Consider the following 14,518-nt stretch of genomic DNA (forward strand, 5'->3'; position numbering starts at 1 on the left):
TAAGAAAGTGTTATGCAGTAGTAGATGCATAGTTTCAGGATCGGCCCGTGTGCGCAATGTCGCCGACATTGTCGACGAGTACCGCGGGGAACCCGTCCTCGTCGGAGGCTGCCAGATCGATGCGAGCGTTGATACCCCAGTCGTGATTGCCGTCGGGGTCGTCGAAGACCTGAGCCACGGTCCAATAACCGGACAGGCCCTCGGGCTTGTCGTTGATCCGGATCAGCGCGGGCCCACGGGACTGGGCATCTGTGTAGATGTCGTCGTATTCGTCGAAATACGCATCCATGGCGTCCGCCCAGCGGTCCCGATCCCAGCCGGTGGCCTCGTCCAAGGCACCCAGGACCTTGTCCTTCTCCTGGGCAAACAGCTCCACGCGCTGGAACAAGGCGTTGCGCACCATCACGCGGAAGGCCCGGGGGTTCCTGGTGACGCCCTCCGGCTGTTCCTCGACAAGTTCTTCCAGGGAGTCCGCGCTGGTGCCCATGGGAGATTCCTGCCCGGAGGCCAGCTTCTCCCACTCGTCGAGCAGGGAGTTGTCCGTCTGACGGATGCTTTCGCCGAGCCACTCGATCAGATCGGTCAGCGTCTCGGTCGTGGCGTCCACGGGAACGGTCTGTCGCAACGCCTTGTACGCGTCGGAGAGGTAGCGCAGCAGGATGCCTTCGGAGCGGGCCAGCCCGTAGAACTGGATGTAGTCGCCAAAGGTCATGGCGCGTTCGAACATGTCGCGCACCACGGACTTGGGGGACAGTTCGAACTGGGTCACCCACGGTGAAGAACTGGAGTAGGTCTCGAAGGCCTGTTCCAGGAGTTCACGCAACGGCTGGGGGTAGGTGATCTCATCGAGTTCGCGCATCCGCTCGATGTACTCCACGCCGTCCGCTTTCATGACGGCCAACGCCTCGCCCTTGACCTTTTTCTCCTGCAGGTTGAGCACCTGCCGCGGCTTCTCGAGGGTCGCCTCGATCACGGATACGACGTCGAGCGCGTACGTCTCGGATTCGGGGTCCAGGATCGTGAGCGCGGCCAGGGCGAACGGGGACAACGGCTGGTTCAGCGCGAAATTCTCCTGCAATTCCACCGTGACCTTGTAGCGGCGCCCGGTCTCGTCCGGTTCGGGAAGCCGAACCACCACCTCGGCGCGGAGCAGCTCCCGAAGAATCGCAAGAGCCTGCTTCAACAAGGTCCGCTTCCTGGCGTGGGTCTCATCGATGTTGCTGAGCAGGTGATAACCGGCGGCCACATTGTTGCCGGGTCGCTGCAGCAGGTTCAACACCATGGAATGCGTCACGGTGAAGGATGAGGTCAGTTGCTCCGGCTGTGCGGCGACCAGGCCGTCGAAGGTCTTGTTGCTCCACGAGACGAACCCCTGCGGTGGCTTCTTCTTGGTGACCTGGCGCAGTTTCTTCTGATCGTCACCGTGTTTGGCCCGGGCCTTGGCCATGGCCCGTTCGTTCTCGATCACGTGCTCGGGTGCTTGAACCACCACCGTGCCCGCGGTGTCGTATCCGGCGCGGCCGGCGCGGCCTGCGATCTGGTGGAACTCCCGAGCGCTCAACCGACGTGTGCGTTCGCCGTCGAATTTTGACAGTGCGGTGATCAGCACCGTGCGAATGGGCACGTTGATGCCCACGCCCAGGGTGTCCGTACCACAAATGACCTTGAGCAGTCCGGTCTGGGCGAGTTGCTCGACCAGCCGCCGGTACTTGGGCAACATGCCCGCGTGGTGGACTCCAATGCCGTGGCGGACCAGGCGATTGAGGGTCTTGCCGAAACCCGCGGAGAACCGGAACTGTCCGATCAGCTCCGAGATGCGTTGTTTTTCCTCCTTGCTGAGGACATCCACGGACATCAGGTTCTGGGCTTGTTCCGCGGCCTGCAGCTGCGAGAAGTGCACCACGTACACGGGAGCCTGGTGTGTACTCAGCAGCTCTTCTAGTTCCTCATGAATGGGTCGTTCGGAGTAGTAATAATGCAGCGGGATGGGCCGATCCGCGGACGTGACCAGTTTGGTGTCCCGCCCGGTGACCTCGCTGAGACGTTCCTCGATCCGGGTGACGTCTCCCAGGGTTGCGCTCATGAGCACGAACTGGGCCTGGGGGAGTTCGATCAGCGGGGCCTGCCACGCCCACCCGCGCTGCGGGTCGGAGTAAAAGTGGAACTCGTCCATGATGACCACGCCGAGGTCAGCGTCGGAACCTTCACGCAGCGCCACGTTGGCCAGGATCTCCGCTGTGCAGCACACAATGGGGGCATCCTGATTGACCGAGGAATCACCAGTTACCATGCCCACATTCTCGGCCCCGAAGATCTCGCACAGGTCAAAGAATTTCTCGGACACGAGCGCCTTGATGGGCGCGGTGTAGTAGGAACGCTGGCCCCGCGCGAGCCCCGCATAGTGGGCCGCCACCGCCACCGTGGATTTACCGGATCCGGTGGGCGTGGCCAGGATGACATTGGCACCACCGGCCACTTCGAGAACGGCCTCGTCCTGGGCGGGGTAGAGTTCCATGTCCCGCGAGGAGATCCAGCCGAGGAACCCCTCGTAGATCTCGTCATCGCTGAGCGGATTGGAGGCGAAGTCCCCGCGCAGGTAATGGTGACCGGGTGCGGAGAGTTCGGGGGCCAGGGCGTCCAGAAGTTTCATCATCGCAAGCCTATCGGCACGCGCCGACAGGCATAGGCCGCCCGGTCAGGAACGGAGGCGAGCGGCGTCGTCGGGGTGGGTCGACCGTGCGGCGGCGCGCGCATCGGCGCGGCGGCACAGCAGCGCGAGGACCGCTCCGGACATGTTGTGCCACACGGAGAACACGGCACCGGGCAGCGCCGCCAGCGGCGACATGTACTGCGCGGCCAAACCGGCTGCGAGACCCGAGTTCTGCATGCCCACCTCCACCGCGGTGGTGCGGCGCACGGGAACGGGCTGGCCGGTGGCTCGGCCGATGAGGTAACCCAGGGTATAACCGAGCACATTGTGGATGGCCACCGCGAGCAGCACCAGGAGGCCCGCCTGCACAATGCGGTCCGCGGAGCCGGACACCACGATGGCCACGATCGTGGCGATCCCCAGGACCGACACCCACGGCAGAACGGGAAGCAGCCGCTCCACCAGACGGGACAGCGCCCACCGCACCAGGAGTCCCGCCAGCACCGGGACCAACACGATGGTCACAATGGACATGGCCATGGCGGGACCGTCCAGGGGCATGTACTGACCAGCCAACCAGAGGGTGAGCAGGGGAGTGAGTAGCGGTGCGAGCAGCGTGGATATGGATGTCATGGTGACCGACACCGCCACGTCTCCCCGAGCGAGGTAGGACACCACGTTGGACGCGGTGCCGCCCGGTGCGCAGCCGACCAGGATCACACCCGCCGCCAGTTCCGGTGGCAAGTGCAGCATCCAGGACACGAACAACGCCAAGAGCGGCATCACGATGTACTGCGCGGCCACGCCCACGATAATGGGCACCGGGCGCTTGGCAACGAGCGCGAAATCCACGGGGCGCAGGGTCAGACCCATACCGAACATGACCAGACCCAACAGGGTGTTGACCCACCCGGAGGCCAACTGCACGGTGGGGGCAAAGAAGTATCCCGCGGCGCCACCGGCAAGAATCAGTACGGGGAAGACCAGAACCGCCGTGTAGGCGGCGCGGTCTGCGGCGGCGGGCGCGGGATCACCTGGCGGCTGCGGGGAACTCACCAACCGCGCTGCCTCCACTCCTCAAGGTGCGGACGTTCGGCCCCGAGGGTCGTGGACTTACCGTGACCGGGGTGCACGATGGTGTCGTCCTGGAAGCGATCGAAAATCCGCTCGGTGACGTCCTGGTAGAGCTGTTGGAAGTCCTCCGGGGAGTTGGTCTTACCCAGGCCGCCCGGGAACAAGGAATCACCGGAGAAAATATGGTCCGGCCCCTTGGGGTCCCGGTATGCCAGGGCAATGGAACCGGGGGTGTGCCCGCGCAGTTCAATGACCTCGAGTTCGAAACCGTCCAGTTCGGCGGTGTCCCCGTCACTGAACGTGAGGTCCATGGGGACGTCGATGTCGTCCTCATCGGCGGCGCCGCATGCGGTCATGGCTTCGGAGTGCGAGGCCACGCTGCCGAGGGCTCGCACATGATCCCAGTGCGAGTGCGTGGTGATGATGAGCTGGAGGTTGGCCCAATCGGTGCAGTCGGTGGAGCCGGCGGCGACCATACCCGCGATGGCGCGGGCGTCGTCCGCGGCGTCGATGAGCACCTGGGTGCCGTGTTCCTTCGATGTCAGGAGGTAGACATTGTTGTCCATGTCGCTGACTGAGATGCGTCGGATGGTGATCTCAGAAAGCTCGATTACCTCGGTCTGGGTGGCGATCATGCCACGAGTGTAGGCCCACTTCCGGCGGCGGATCCAATGGCGCCCCTCCGTTGCAAGCACCGTATTCAGTCACCGTGACGGAACGCACCTCAAAATAGTTAGACAGCCTACAAATCGCGTCATATAGTTGCATGTTGCAAGCAACTGTTCCAGGTGGCGCCGTGGGCTGAGCGACCCCGCCGCAGTCGGCTTTTGCACTGACACCACCGACCAATTTTCACCCGGGGGAGACCATGAGCGTTTCTCAAGAGACCGCCTCAGCGCTGGTTCGAGAACTGTTCGAGCTACAGCGCGTCATGCGAAGGGTCCTCAAGGTATCCATTGCCGAGCGGGAGTTGTCGGTGGTGCAGTTGAGCCTGCTGAGCCACTTGGCGTCCGTGCCCGCCCGGCGCGCCAAGGACATCGGTGCGGAGTCCGGGCTGGGTGCCTCGGTCATGAGCCGGCAGCTGAGCCATTTGGAGAAACTCGGCTTCGTCGAACGAACCCCGGATCCGGAAGACGGCCGGGCACAACTGGTGCAGATCACCGAGCCGGGCCGCACTGCGGTGGCCGACTACCTGGAGTCGGACACGCAACGACTCATTGAGCGCCTCGGCGCCCTGAGCGAAGCCGACGCCGCTCGCACCCGAGAAGACCTGAATCGCCTGACCGAGATTTTTCTGACCTCTCTGGGCCTGGAACGCATGACCACGTGCATGCCCCGGGTCGACCCGGAAGGTCCACGCGAGACAACATCACAGATCACTACTACTGAGACGGCACACCGTCTGGAGGACTCCGTTCAATGACAGCAGTCGACGCATCGTCTGCGGACCGAAGGGACCAAGAGACCCGGGACGCGGAACACCGCAACGTCCTGCGGGCACTCACGGGCATCCTGGCCGCATTCTTCATGGCCATGGTCACGCTGACCATCATCGGAACCGCCCTGCCCGTGATCATGGCGGATCTGGGTGGCGATCAAACCGCACTGTCGTGGACCGTGACGGGAACCCTGCTGGCCAACGCCGTTTTCACCCCCATTTTCGGCAAGTTGGCGGACCTCTTCGACAAGAAAAAGCTGTTGCTCCTGGCCATCCTGATCTTCGTGCTCGGCTCGGGGGCCGCCGGTTTGTCCACCTCGATCAGCATGTTGGTGATGGCCCGCGTCATCCAGGGCATCGGGATGGGCGGTCTCATGGCGCTCGCCCAGACGATTCTGGGCACCATCATCCCGCCGCGAGAGCGCGGTCGCTACGCCGGTTACATGGGCGCGGTCATGGCCGTGGCCACCTCCCTCGGCCCGCTGCTGGGCGGTTTGATCGTGGACCTCTTCGGCTGGCGCTGGTGCTTCCTGATTCCCGTGCCGCTGTCCATCCTGGCCGCCGGGCTGATCATCAAGACCCTGCACATCCCCCCGCGTGAACAGGAACGCAAGCCCCTCATCGACCTGGGTGGCATGGCGCTGCTGGCCATCGGGACCTCGGCGCTCGTGCTCTGGGTGTCCTTCGCCGGCAAGCTCTTCGACTGGGCGTCATGGCAGTCCCTGGGCCTGGTGGCGCTCACCCTGGTGGCGGCCGCGCTGTTCGTGCTCGTGGAGCGCCGCGTTCCCGAACCCGTGATGCCGCTGAACGTCATGACCGAACGCACCACCGTGCTGGCCACCATTGCCGCCATTGCCACCGGCGCTGCCATGTTCGCCTCCACCACGTACCTCGGCCAGTATTTCCAGCTGGGTCAGGGGTTCACGCCCACCGAGTCCGGTCTGCTCATGCTGCCGCAGGTGCTCGGCTCGTTCGTCGGGTCCATGGTGGCGGGTCAACTGATCACGAAGTTCGGCAGGTGGAAGCGGATCCTCGTTGTGGGCACCGTGATCCTGGGAGCCGGTCTGTTCTCCGCCGCCACACTCACCCACACGACCCCGGTATGGCTCGTGGGCATCTTCATCTGCCTGGTGGGCCTGGGCGTGGGAACGCTCAACCAGAACCTGATCCTGGCGGTTCAGAACACGGTGGGTCTCAAAGACATGGGCGCGGCCTCGTCCGGCGTCGCCTTCTTCCGCACCGTGGGCGGCGCCTTGGCGGTGTCGCTGTTCGGTGCCGTACTCACGCGCCACCTGACCAGCTCCATGGAGTCGTTCGCTCGCGAACACAATGTGGACCCGTCCCAAATGGGCGACGCCGCCTCGATCGACATGTCCGGTCTGCCCCCGGCCGCGGAGGAGGCCCTGCGCTCGGCCTACGGCTCGGGCACGGGACTGCTGTTCCTGATCGCGGCCATTGCCTCCGTCGTCACGCTGGCGTGCGTGCTGCTCATGAAGGAGATCCCGCTGCGCACCACCGTGGACGTCGTGGAGGTCGATCCTGAAACGGGCGAGCTGTCCGTGGTCTCCAAGCGTGTGGACCGGGTGGAGGCCGCCGGCCTGCGCATGCAGAGTGCCCAGACGGGTTCACTGCCGGTCGTGGACCCGCGCGCCTCGGGTTTGCGCCGCACGCCCGTCGAGGACGCCGCGGCCGACGACGCCGCCTCCGCCACCCGAGAGGGTGGCCCCTCGGGCTCCCGCCGGGCGGGCCGGGGTCGGCACGCGAAATGATGTCCTGAGAGAATAGAAGTTCGTCGATCGTTGCGCTGAGCGAGGATTCCCCCTCGCTCAGCGCTGCATGTCTGAGGTGAGTAATAGAGTGACTGCCGTGTCCGAGCAAACCCGCGAAGCCCCCGCAAAAAACTACTCCTCCTCCGTTCTTGCCCAGCAGGTCGCGTCCGATCACGCACCCACGCTGAGGGCCTCCGGGGCGTCCGACCTGACCGAGATCGTGGTCCAGGGCGCCCGCGAGCACAACCTCAAGAACGTTGACCTGACCATCCCCCGTGACTCCATGGTGGTGTTCACGGGCCTGTCCGGTTCCGGTAAGTCGTCGCTCGCGTTCGACACCATTTTTGCCGAGGGCCAGCGCCGCTACGTGGAATCGCTGTCCTCCTATGCCCGCATGTTCCTGGGGCGCGTGGACAAACCCGACGTCGATTTCATCGAGGGTCTCTCACCCGCGGTGTCCATTGACCAGAAATCGACCTCGCGTAACCCGCGATCCACCGTGGGCACCATTACCGAGATCTACGACTACATGCGGTTGTTGTGGGCCCGCATCGGGCACCCGCACTGTCCCGTGTGCGGTGAGCCCATCACCAAGCAGACCCCCCAGCAGATCGTGGACCAGCTGCTCGAACTGCCCGAGCGGACCCGATTCATGGTGCTCGCGCCCGTGGTCAAGGGCCGCAAGGGTGAGTTCGTGGACCTGTTCCAGCAGCTCAGCACCCAGGGTTTCTCCCGCGCTGTCGTGGACGGGGACACCGTGACGCTGGATGATCCCCCCAAGCTCAAGAAGCAGTACAAACACACCATTGATGTGGTGGTGGACCGTCTCACGGTCAAGGCCGAGGCCCGGCAGCGGCTCACCGATTCGGTGGAAACCGCTCTGAACCTGGCCGAGGGCCGCGTGGTCATCGAGGTGGTGCCGCGCGAGGGTGAGGACACTCCGTGGGCCGGTAACAGCCGCATGTTCTCCGAACACCTGGCGTGCCCCAATGAGCACACGCTACAGACGGACGAGATCGAACCCCGGTCGTTTTCCTTCAATGCCCCCTTCGGCGCATGCCCCGAATGTGACGGCATCGGCTCACGCCTGGAGGTGGACGAGAGCCTGGTGGTGCCGGACCCGGATTTGTCCATCATCGAGGGAGCCATCGCACCGTGGTCGCTGGGCAAAGCCACCAGCGACTACTGGAATCGCCTGCTGGCGGGACTGGCCGAAGAGGTCGGCTTCGATTTACTGACCCCCTGGCAGGAGCTCCCGGCCAAGGCGAAGAAAGCCGTGCTCAACGGCAAGGACTATAAGGTCACGGTTGCCTACAAGAACCGTTGGGGCAGGGAACGCCGTTACACGCAGGGTTTCGAGGGTGTGTTCGGGTACATCAAACGCAAGCACGAGGAAACCGAGTCCGATCACGCCAAGGACCGCTATGAGCAGTACATGCGGCAGGTTGCGTGTCCCACGTGCGACGGCGCGCGTCTGAACCCCACCGTTCTCGGTGTGACCGTGGGTGGGCTCAACATTTCCCAGGCCACTCATCTCCCCATGCGCGACTCGTTGACGTTCTTCGAGACCCTGGAGTTGTCCGACAGGGAAGCCCAGATCGGTGACCAGGTGCTCAAGGAGATCGTGGCTCGCCTGACGTTTTTGATCGACGTGGGCCTGGACTACCTCAACCTCGAACGCGCTGCGGCCACCCTGTCCGGCGGTGAGGCCCAGCGTATCCGCCTGGCCACGCAGATCGGCGCGGGACTGGTGGGTGTGCTGTATGTGCTGGATGAGCCGTCCATTGGTCTGCATCAGCGCGACAACCGGCGACTCATTGAAACGCTTGCCCGGCTGCGCGACATGGGCAACACGCTCATCGTGGTCGAACATGACGAGGACACCATTCGTGAGGCCGACTGGATCGTGGACGTGGGCCCGGGCGCGGGTGTGCACGGCGGTCACGTGGTGCACTCGGGCACCTACGAGAAACTGCTCGAGAACAAGAACTCCATCACCGCGGACTACCTGGCCGGGCGCCGCGCGATTGAGGTGCCCGAGCGGCGTCGTCCGATCGACAAGAACCGCCGGCTGACCGTGGTGGGCGCGCGTGAGAACAATCTGCAGAATCTCACCGTGGACTTCCCACTGGGCGTGTTCGTCTCGGTGACCGGTGTCTCCGGTTCGGGTAAGTCCACACTTGTCAACGACATCTTGTACACCACGCTGGCCAATAAGCTCAACGGCGCCAAACAGGTTCCGGGCCGCCACAAGCGGATCGACGGCGTGGATCACCTGGACAAGGTGGTCCACGTGGATCAGAGCCCCATCGGACGCACCCCGCGCTCCAACCCGGCGACCTACACGGGCGTGTTCGACCGGATCCGCAAGCTGTTCGCGGACACCCAGGAAGCCAAGATCCGCGGCTACCAGCAGGGCCGGTTCTCGTTCAACGTCAAGGGTGGTCGCTGCGAGGCGTGCTCCGGCGACGGGACGCTCAAGATCGAGATGAACTTCTTGCCGGACGTCTACGTCCCGTGCGAGGTCTGCAAGGGCGCCCGCTACAACCGCGAAACCCTGGAGGTCCACTACAAGGGCAAGAATATTGCGGAAGTCCTGGACATGCCCATCGAGGAGGCCGCGGAGTTCTTCGCACCGTTCACGGCCATCGCCCGCTATCTCAACACCCTGGTCGAGGTGGGGCTCGGTTACGTCCGGTTGGGACAACCGGCCACCACACTGTCAGGTGGTGAGGCCCAGCGCGTGAAGCTGGCCGCGGAACTGCAGAAGCGCTCCAACGGCCGCACCATTTACGTGTTGGACGAACCCACCACGGGCCTGCATTTCGAGGACATCCGCAAACTGCTCATGGTGCTGCAATCGCTGGTGGACAAGGGCAACAGCGTGATGACCATTGAACACAACCTGGACGTGGTGAAATCCGCGGACTGGGTGGTGGACCTGGGACCCAACGGCGGTTCCGGCGGTGGCACGGTCGTCGCCGAGGGCACCCCCGAGGACATCGCCAAGAACAAGGACAGCTTCACCGGCCAGTTCCTGGCCGAGGTTCTCGAAACGTCCGCGACCCGCCGGGCCGCAGCCCAGCGGTAGCCCAGCGACAACCGAGAGAAGGCACCCGTGATCACTCAAACTCCCGTGGTGTTGTGGGACCTGGACGGAACCATCCTGGATCCGGCGGGTGCCATCACCGACGGCATAGCAGACGCCCTGTGGACCTGCGGATTTTCGGCACCGGAGAATCTGGAGCGTTTTGTGGGTCCGCCGATCGGTGAGTCGCTGCGGCACTTCACGGACGTTCCGGAGGATCAGATTCCGCAGGTGATCTCGGTGTACCGAGCGGGCTACCTCACGGAAGGGCTGCAGCGAACGCGCGTCTATCCGGGTATCGAGAAGGAACTGGGCCGGTTGCGTACCCTGGGTGTTCGCCAGGTCGTGGCCACCCAGAAGCCCGAACGGATTGCCGTTGAGGTGGTCGAACGATTCGGCCTGGGCGAGTACTTCGACACCGTGAGCGGTGCCGCGGATGATCTCGCTCGACCCAAGGACGGCCGTGTGTCCCTGCACGACAAGCCCGAGATCATCGGAGAGGCGCTGCGTCGACTCGGCCTGTCCACCCCCGATTCCGGACGCACGGTCATGATCGGTGACCGCAGTTATGATGCCGAGGGCGCTCACGCGCACGGCCTGGACTGCATTGGTGCCGGCTGGGGTTTCGGTCAACCGGGTGAACTCGACGCACTGTGTGTGGCGGTGGTCGGTGCTCCCGCCGGGCTGGCAGCATGGACTGATCGGTACAACGATTCCGCGGAGGGGCAGTCGGAGCATGGATAACTATCGATTGTTGCAAACATCGGTGACCACCGTCTTCAAGGCACTGTGCCGGCCCATCGTGACGGGCACGGAGAATATACCGGATCACGGGCCCGTGATCATCGCGTCCAATCACCTTTCGTTCCTTGATTCCGTCATTCTCTCCGTCATGATGCCCCGCCGGGTGAAGTTCATTGCCAAGGCCGAGTACCTCAAGACCCCGGGCATCAAGGGACGTATCATGCGCGAGCTCTTCGAAATGATCGACATCATCCCCGTGGAGCGCGGACAACAGGGCGACTCGGTCGCGGCGCTGGCCCCCGCCCTCGAGCACCTGGAGCAGGGCAACATCTTCGGCATTTATCCCGAGGGCACCCGGTCCCGTGACGGTTACCTGTACCGGGGCCGCAACGGGGTGGCCTACCTCGCTTACATGACAGGAGCTCCCGTGGTACCCGTGGGCCTCGTGGGAACCCAACGATTGCAGCCGCCTGGTTCCACCATGATCCGTCCCGCGCGTTTCGAACTGCACATGGGACAACCGATCGAGGTACCCAGGACGGGACCCCAGCACAACGGGCGCATGCGCAAAGAACTCACGGAGCAGGTCATGGACGCCATCGCGGAATTGTCCGGCCAACCGCGCAAGGACACCTATAACCAGTCGCCGTCCGCGGAGAAGGATTCCGGTCATGGCTGATCCGGTGAGCTACAAGCCGGCTCGTCAGGACATCCCCACCAATCCCGGGGTGTACCGCTTTCGGGACGAGCACGGCCGTGTGATTTACGTGGGCAAGGCCAAGAACCTGCGGAACCGGGTGTCGTCGTACTTCGCTCCGCTGCATCAACTCTCACCCAAAACTCGAGCCATGGTGACCACGGCGGCGGCCGTGCAATGGACCGTGGTGGGATCCGAATTCGAATCCCTGCAGCTCGAATACACGTGGATCAAGGAGTTCTCCCCGCGTTTCAACATCGCCTACCGGGACGACAAGTCCTACCCTTACCTGGCGATCACCATGGTCGAGGCTGTTCCCCGCGCCATGGTCATGCGAGGCGACAAGAAACCGGGCAACCGGTACTTCGGCCCGTATTCGCAAGCGTGGGCCATTCGAGAAACCCTCGACGCCCTGTTGCGGGTGTTCCCCGTGCGCACGTGCACCAAGGGTGTGTTCCAGCGTGCCGAGCGCACGGGGCGGCCGTGCCTGCTCGCCCACATCGACAAGTGCTCGGCGCCGTGCGTGGGCACCATTTCCCGGGAGGACCACCGGGCGCTGGCCGAGGACCTGTGCCGTTTCATGTCAGGACACGCCAAACCCTACATTCGGGAACTCGGCCGTCAAATGCAAGAAGCGTCGGAGCGGATGGATTTCGAGACGGCGGCGGCCCGCCGTGATGACGTGGTGGCGCTGGAGAAGGCCTTTGAACGCAACACCGTGGTGCTCGCCGACAGCACGGACGCGGACTTCTTCGCCCTCGCAGAGGATGAACTCGAAGCCGCCGTGCAGGTGTTCTACGTGCGCGGCGGAAGGATCCGCGGCCAACGCGGGTGGATCACCGAAAAGGTGGAAGAAGTCTCCACCGCGGAACTGGTCGAACACCTCCTGCAACAGGCCTACGGTGAGGCAACCGCGGAGCTGAATCCCACTCAGCGACGGGGGAGGAAGGCCACGCAGCAGGGCAGCCAGGACACCGTGGCCAAACATCGCCGAACGGCAGAATTGGCCTACCGGCAGGACACCGTTCCCCGCACGGTCTACGTCTCCACACAACCGGAACAAGCCGGCGATCTGGAGAACTGGCTCAGCGAGCTCCGCGGGTCCCGGGTCACCATTTCCGTGCCGCAGCGCGGTGACAAGGCGCAATTGTTGGAAACGGTGGGGGAAAACGCCCGTCAGGCGCTGGCACTGCACAAGTCCCGCCGAGCGGGAGATCTCACCACACGCTCCGCCTCACTGCAACAACTCCAGGAAGCTCTGGATCTCCCCGATGCCCTCATGCGCATCGAGTGCTATGACATCTCCCATGTGCAGGGCACCAACGTGGTGGCATCCATGGTCGTCTTCGAGGACGGTCTGCCGCGCAAGGGGGAGTACCGGAAGTTCGCCATTACCGGTGATGCCGCCCGGGATGACACCGCCTCGATGTACGACGTGATCCACCGCCGTTTCACCCGCCACCTCGAACAGCAGCGCAAGGCAGCCGAACGCGGCGTAACCACCGGCGAAGTCACCGCGGAACAGGCCGAAGAGGACAACGGCCGGGTCTTCGCGTACCCGCCCAACCTGGTGATCGTGGACGGCGGGCCGCCCCAGGTGGCGGCCGCCCAGCGCGCCCTGGGCGATCTGGGAGTCACGGACGTGTACGTGGTGGGCCTGGCCAAGCGACTTGAAGAAGTGTGGCTGCCGGACGACGAGTTCCCGCTCATCCTGCCCCGCGCGTCCGAGGGCCTGTACCTGTTGCAGCGGGTACGCGATGAAGCCCACCGGTTCGCGATCACGTTCCACCGCGAGAAGCGCTCCAAGTCCATGACCGTCTCCGCCCTGGATGCCGTGCCGGGGCTGGGCCCCGCCAAGCACAAGGCCCTCATGAAACACTTCGGTTCCGTCAAGAAAATCCGCGCGGCAACCGTGGAGGAGATCGCACACGTCAAGGGTTTCGGGCCCGGTCTCGCCGAACGCGTGGTGGCCGCATTGGGAGGCGGGCAAGCGCCGTCGGCGGGCCTGGACGTGGGGACGGGGGAACTGCTCGATTGAAACTGGACTACCCTGGAAGCGGACCCATTGCAGGCAAACAGTCAGGCGGCGCAGACGGACATGAGTAATCCAACTCCCGAGTCGGATTCCCCCACCCCCCAACTGCAACCGGTTAAACCCCCCACCTCCGAACTTCTGATCGTCACCGGCATGTCCGGTGCGGGCCGCTCCACGGCGGCCAATGCGCTGGAGGACCTGGGCTGGTACGTGGTGGACAATCTGCCACCGCAAATGCTCAGCACATTGGCGGATCTGGTGGCACGCACCCCGGAGACCCTGCCCAAACTGGCCGTGGTCATCGACGTGCGCGGCAAGGCCCTGTTCAACGACATGCGCGAGACGCTCGCGGCACTGGAGAACTCCGGCGTGGAGTTCTCCGTCCTGTTCCTGGACGCCTCGGACGAGGTGCTGGTCTCCCGCTACGAACATCAGCGCAGGCCCCACCCGCTGCAAGCCGGTGGTCGGATCCTGGACGGCATCAAGGCAGAGCGATCCTTGCTCCGGGATCTTCGAGAGTCCTCCGATTCCGTGTTGGACACGTCCTCGTTCAACGTGCACGCCCTCACGCGTGCGGTGGCCGACATGTTCTCCACCAACGGTCCCGTGGTGCTGCGCCTGACCGTGATGAGTTTCGGCTTCAAATACGGCGTACCCGCGGATGCGAACTTCGTGTCCGACGTGCGTTTCATTCCCAACCCGCACTGGGTCCCGGCGCTACGTCCGCGCACCGGCAAAGATCCCGAAGTGCGGGACTACGTGTTCGGACACGCGGACACCGCCACATTCGTGGACCGCTTCGTGGCCATGCTCGAGCCGGTGTTGGCCGGCTATCGCACGGAGAACAAGCACTACGCAACCGTCGCGATCGGCTGCACGGGAGGTAAGCATCGCTCCGTGGCGGTCACCGAGGACATTGCCAAGCGACTCAGCAAATTCCCGCGCGTTACCGTCAACATCCAACACCGAGACCTGGGGCGCGAGTAGCCGCAGACCCGGAGTCCTAGACCCCAACGGACCACT

10 protein-coding genes are annotated in these 14,518 nt (G+C 64.2%); 7 read left to right on the top strand and 3 right to left on the bottom strand.

The window, feature by feature from the left end; all coding sequences use genetic code 11:
* Positions 1–34: 34 nt before the first annotated feature.
* Genes AC3ENJ_RS01590 through AC3ENJ_RS01600 form a run of 3 tightly spaced genes read right to left on the bottom strand, consistent with a single transcriptional unit; the run spans position 35 to position 4,359 of the window.
* Positions 35–2,650: a DEAD/DEAH box helicase gene (locus AC3ENJ_RS01590; RefSeq protein ID WP_431812836.1), complete on the bottom strand. Its 2,616-nt coding sequence runs from the start codon at positions 2,648–2,650 to the stop codon at positions 35–37.
* Between the two features lie 45 nt (positions 2,651–2,695).
* Entirely contained in the window at positions 2,696–3,706 is a 1,011-nt protein-coding gene (locus tag AC3ENJ_RS01595; protein WP_431812837.1) for a bile acid:sodium symporter family protein, read from the bottom strand.
* The gene (locus tag AC3ENJ_RS01600; RefSeq protein WP_431812838.1) at positions 3,703–4,359 is read right to left on the bottom strand and encodes an MBL fold metallo-hydrolase; all 657 of its coding nucleotides are present in this window, start codon (positions 4,357–4,359) and stop codon (positions 3,703–3,705) included. The genes AC3ENJ_RS01595 and AC3ENJ_RS01600 overlap by 4 nt, the downstream gene beginning before the upstream one ends.
* A gap of 233 nt (positions 4,360–4,592) precedes the next feature.
* Between AC3ENJ_RS01600 and AC3ENJ_RS01605 the strand changes: the two genes are divergently transcribed.
* From AC3ENJ_RS01605 to rapZ, 7 genes are all read left to right on the top strand, one after another.
* The gene (locus tag AC3ENJ_RS01605; RefSeq protein WP_431812839.1) at positions 4,593–5,147 is read left to right on the top strand and encodes a MarR family winged helix-turn-helix transcriptional regulator; all 555 of its coding nucleotides are present in this window, start codon (positions 4,593–4,595) and stop codon (positions 5,145–5,147) included.
* Positions 5,144–6,931, top strand: coding sequence for an MDR family MFS transporter (locus tag AC3ENJ_RS01610; protein ID WP_431812840.1), 1,788 nt, complete (start codon positions 5,144–5,146; stop codon positions 6,929–6,931). The genes AC3ENJ_RS01605 and AC3ENJ_RS01610 overlap by 4 nt, the downstream gene beginning before the upstream one ends.
* 97 nt (positions 6,932–7,028) lie before the next feature.
* On the top strand, positions 7,029–10,022 hold the full coding sequence (uvrA, locus tag AC3ENJ_RS01615) for an excinuclease ABC subunit UvrA (RefSeq protein WP_431812841.1): 2,994 nt from the start codon (positions 7,029–7,031) through the stop codon (positions 10,020–10,022).
* Positions 10,023–10,049: 27 nt separating this feature from the next.
* On the top strand, positions 10,050–10,763 hold the full coding sequence (locus AC3ENJ_RS01620; RefSeq protein WP_431812842.1) for an HAD hydrolase-like protein: 714 nt from the start codon (positions 10,050–10,052) through the stop codon (positions 10,761–10,763).
* Entirely contained in the window at positions 10,756–11,442 is a 687-nt protein-coding gene (locus AC3ENJ_RS01625; RefSeq protein WP_431812843.1) for a lysophospholipid acyltransferase family protein, read from the top strand. The genes AC3ENJ_RS01620 and AC3ENJ_RS01625 overlap by 8 nt, the downstream gene beginning before the upstream one ends.
* A complete protein-coding gene (uvrC, locus tag AC3ENJ_RS01630) occupies positions 11,435–13,498 on the top strand; it encodes an excinuclease ABC subunit UvrC (protein ID WP_431812844.1) in 2,064 nt (687 codons plus the stop codon). Before AC3ENJ_RS01625 ends, uvrC begins: the two co-directional genes overlap by 8 nt.
* 60 nt (positions 13,499–13,558) lie before the next feature.
* Complete coding sequence (gene rapZ / locus AC3ENJ_RS01635) at positions 13,559–14,482, top strand: RNase adapter RapZ (RefSeq protein WP_190780325.1); 924 nt, start codon at positions 13,559–13,561, stop codon at positions 14,480–14,482.
* Positions 14,483–14,518 lie beyond the last annotated feature (36 nt).

The organism is Kocuria sp. cx-455 (genome assembly GCF_057707085.1).

What these genes read in the sequence shown, in the direction of transcription:
- AC3ENJ_RS01590 (WP_431812836.1), bottom strand. Translation starts at nt 2,650, where the DNA reads ATGAAACTTCTGGACGCCCTGGCCCCCGAACTCTCCGCACCCGGTCAC.
- AC3ENJ_RS01600 (WP_431812838.1), bottom strand. Translation starts at nt 4,359, where the DNA reads ATGATCGCCACCCAGACCGAGGTAATCGAGCTTTCTGAGATCACCATC.
- AC3ENJ_RS01605 (WP_431812839.1), top strand. Translation starts at nt 4,593, where the DNA reads ATGAGCGTTTCTCAAGAGACCGCCTCAGCGCTGGTTCGAGAACTGTTC.
- AC3ENJ_RS01610 (WP_431812840.1), top strand. Translation starts at nt 5,144, where the DNA reads ATGACAGCAGTCGACGCATCGTCTGCGGACCGAAGGGACCAAGAGACC.
- AC3ENJ_RS01625 (WP_431812843.1), top strand. Translation starts at nt 10,756, where the DNA reads ATGGATAACTATCGATTGTTGCAAACATCGGTGACCACCGTCTTCAAG.
- uvrC (WP_431812844.1), top strand. Translation starts at nt 11,435, where the DNA reads ATGGCTGATCCGGTGAGCTACAAGCCGGCTCGTCAGGACATCCCCACC.
- rapZ (WP_190780325.1), top strand. Translation starts at nt 13,559, where the DNA reads ATGAGTAATCCAACTCCCGAGTCGGATTCCCCCACCCCCCAACTGCAA.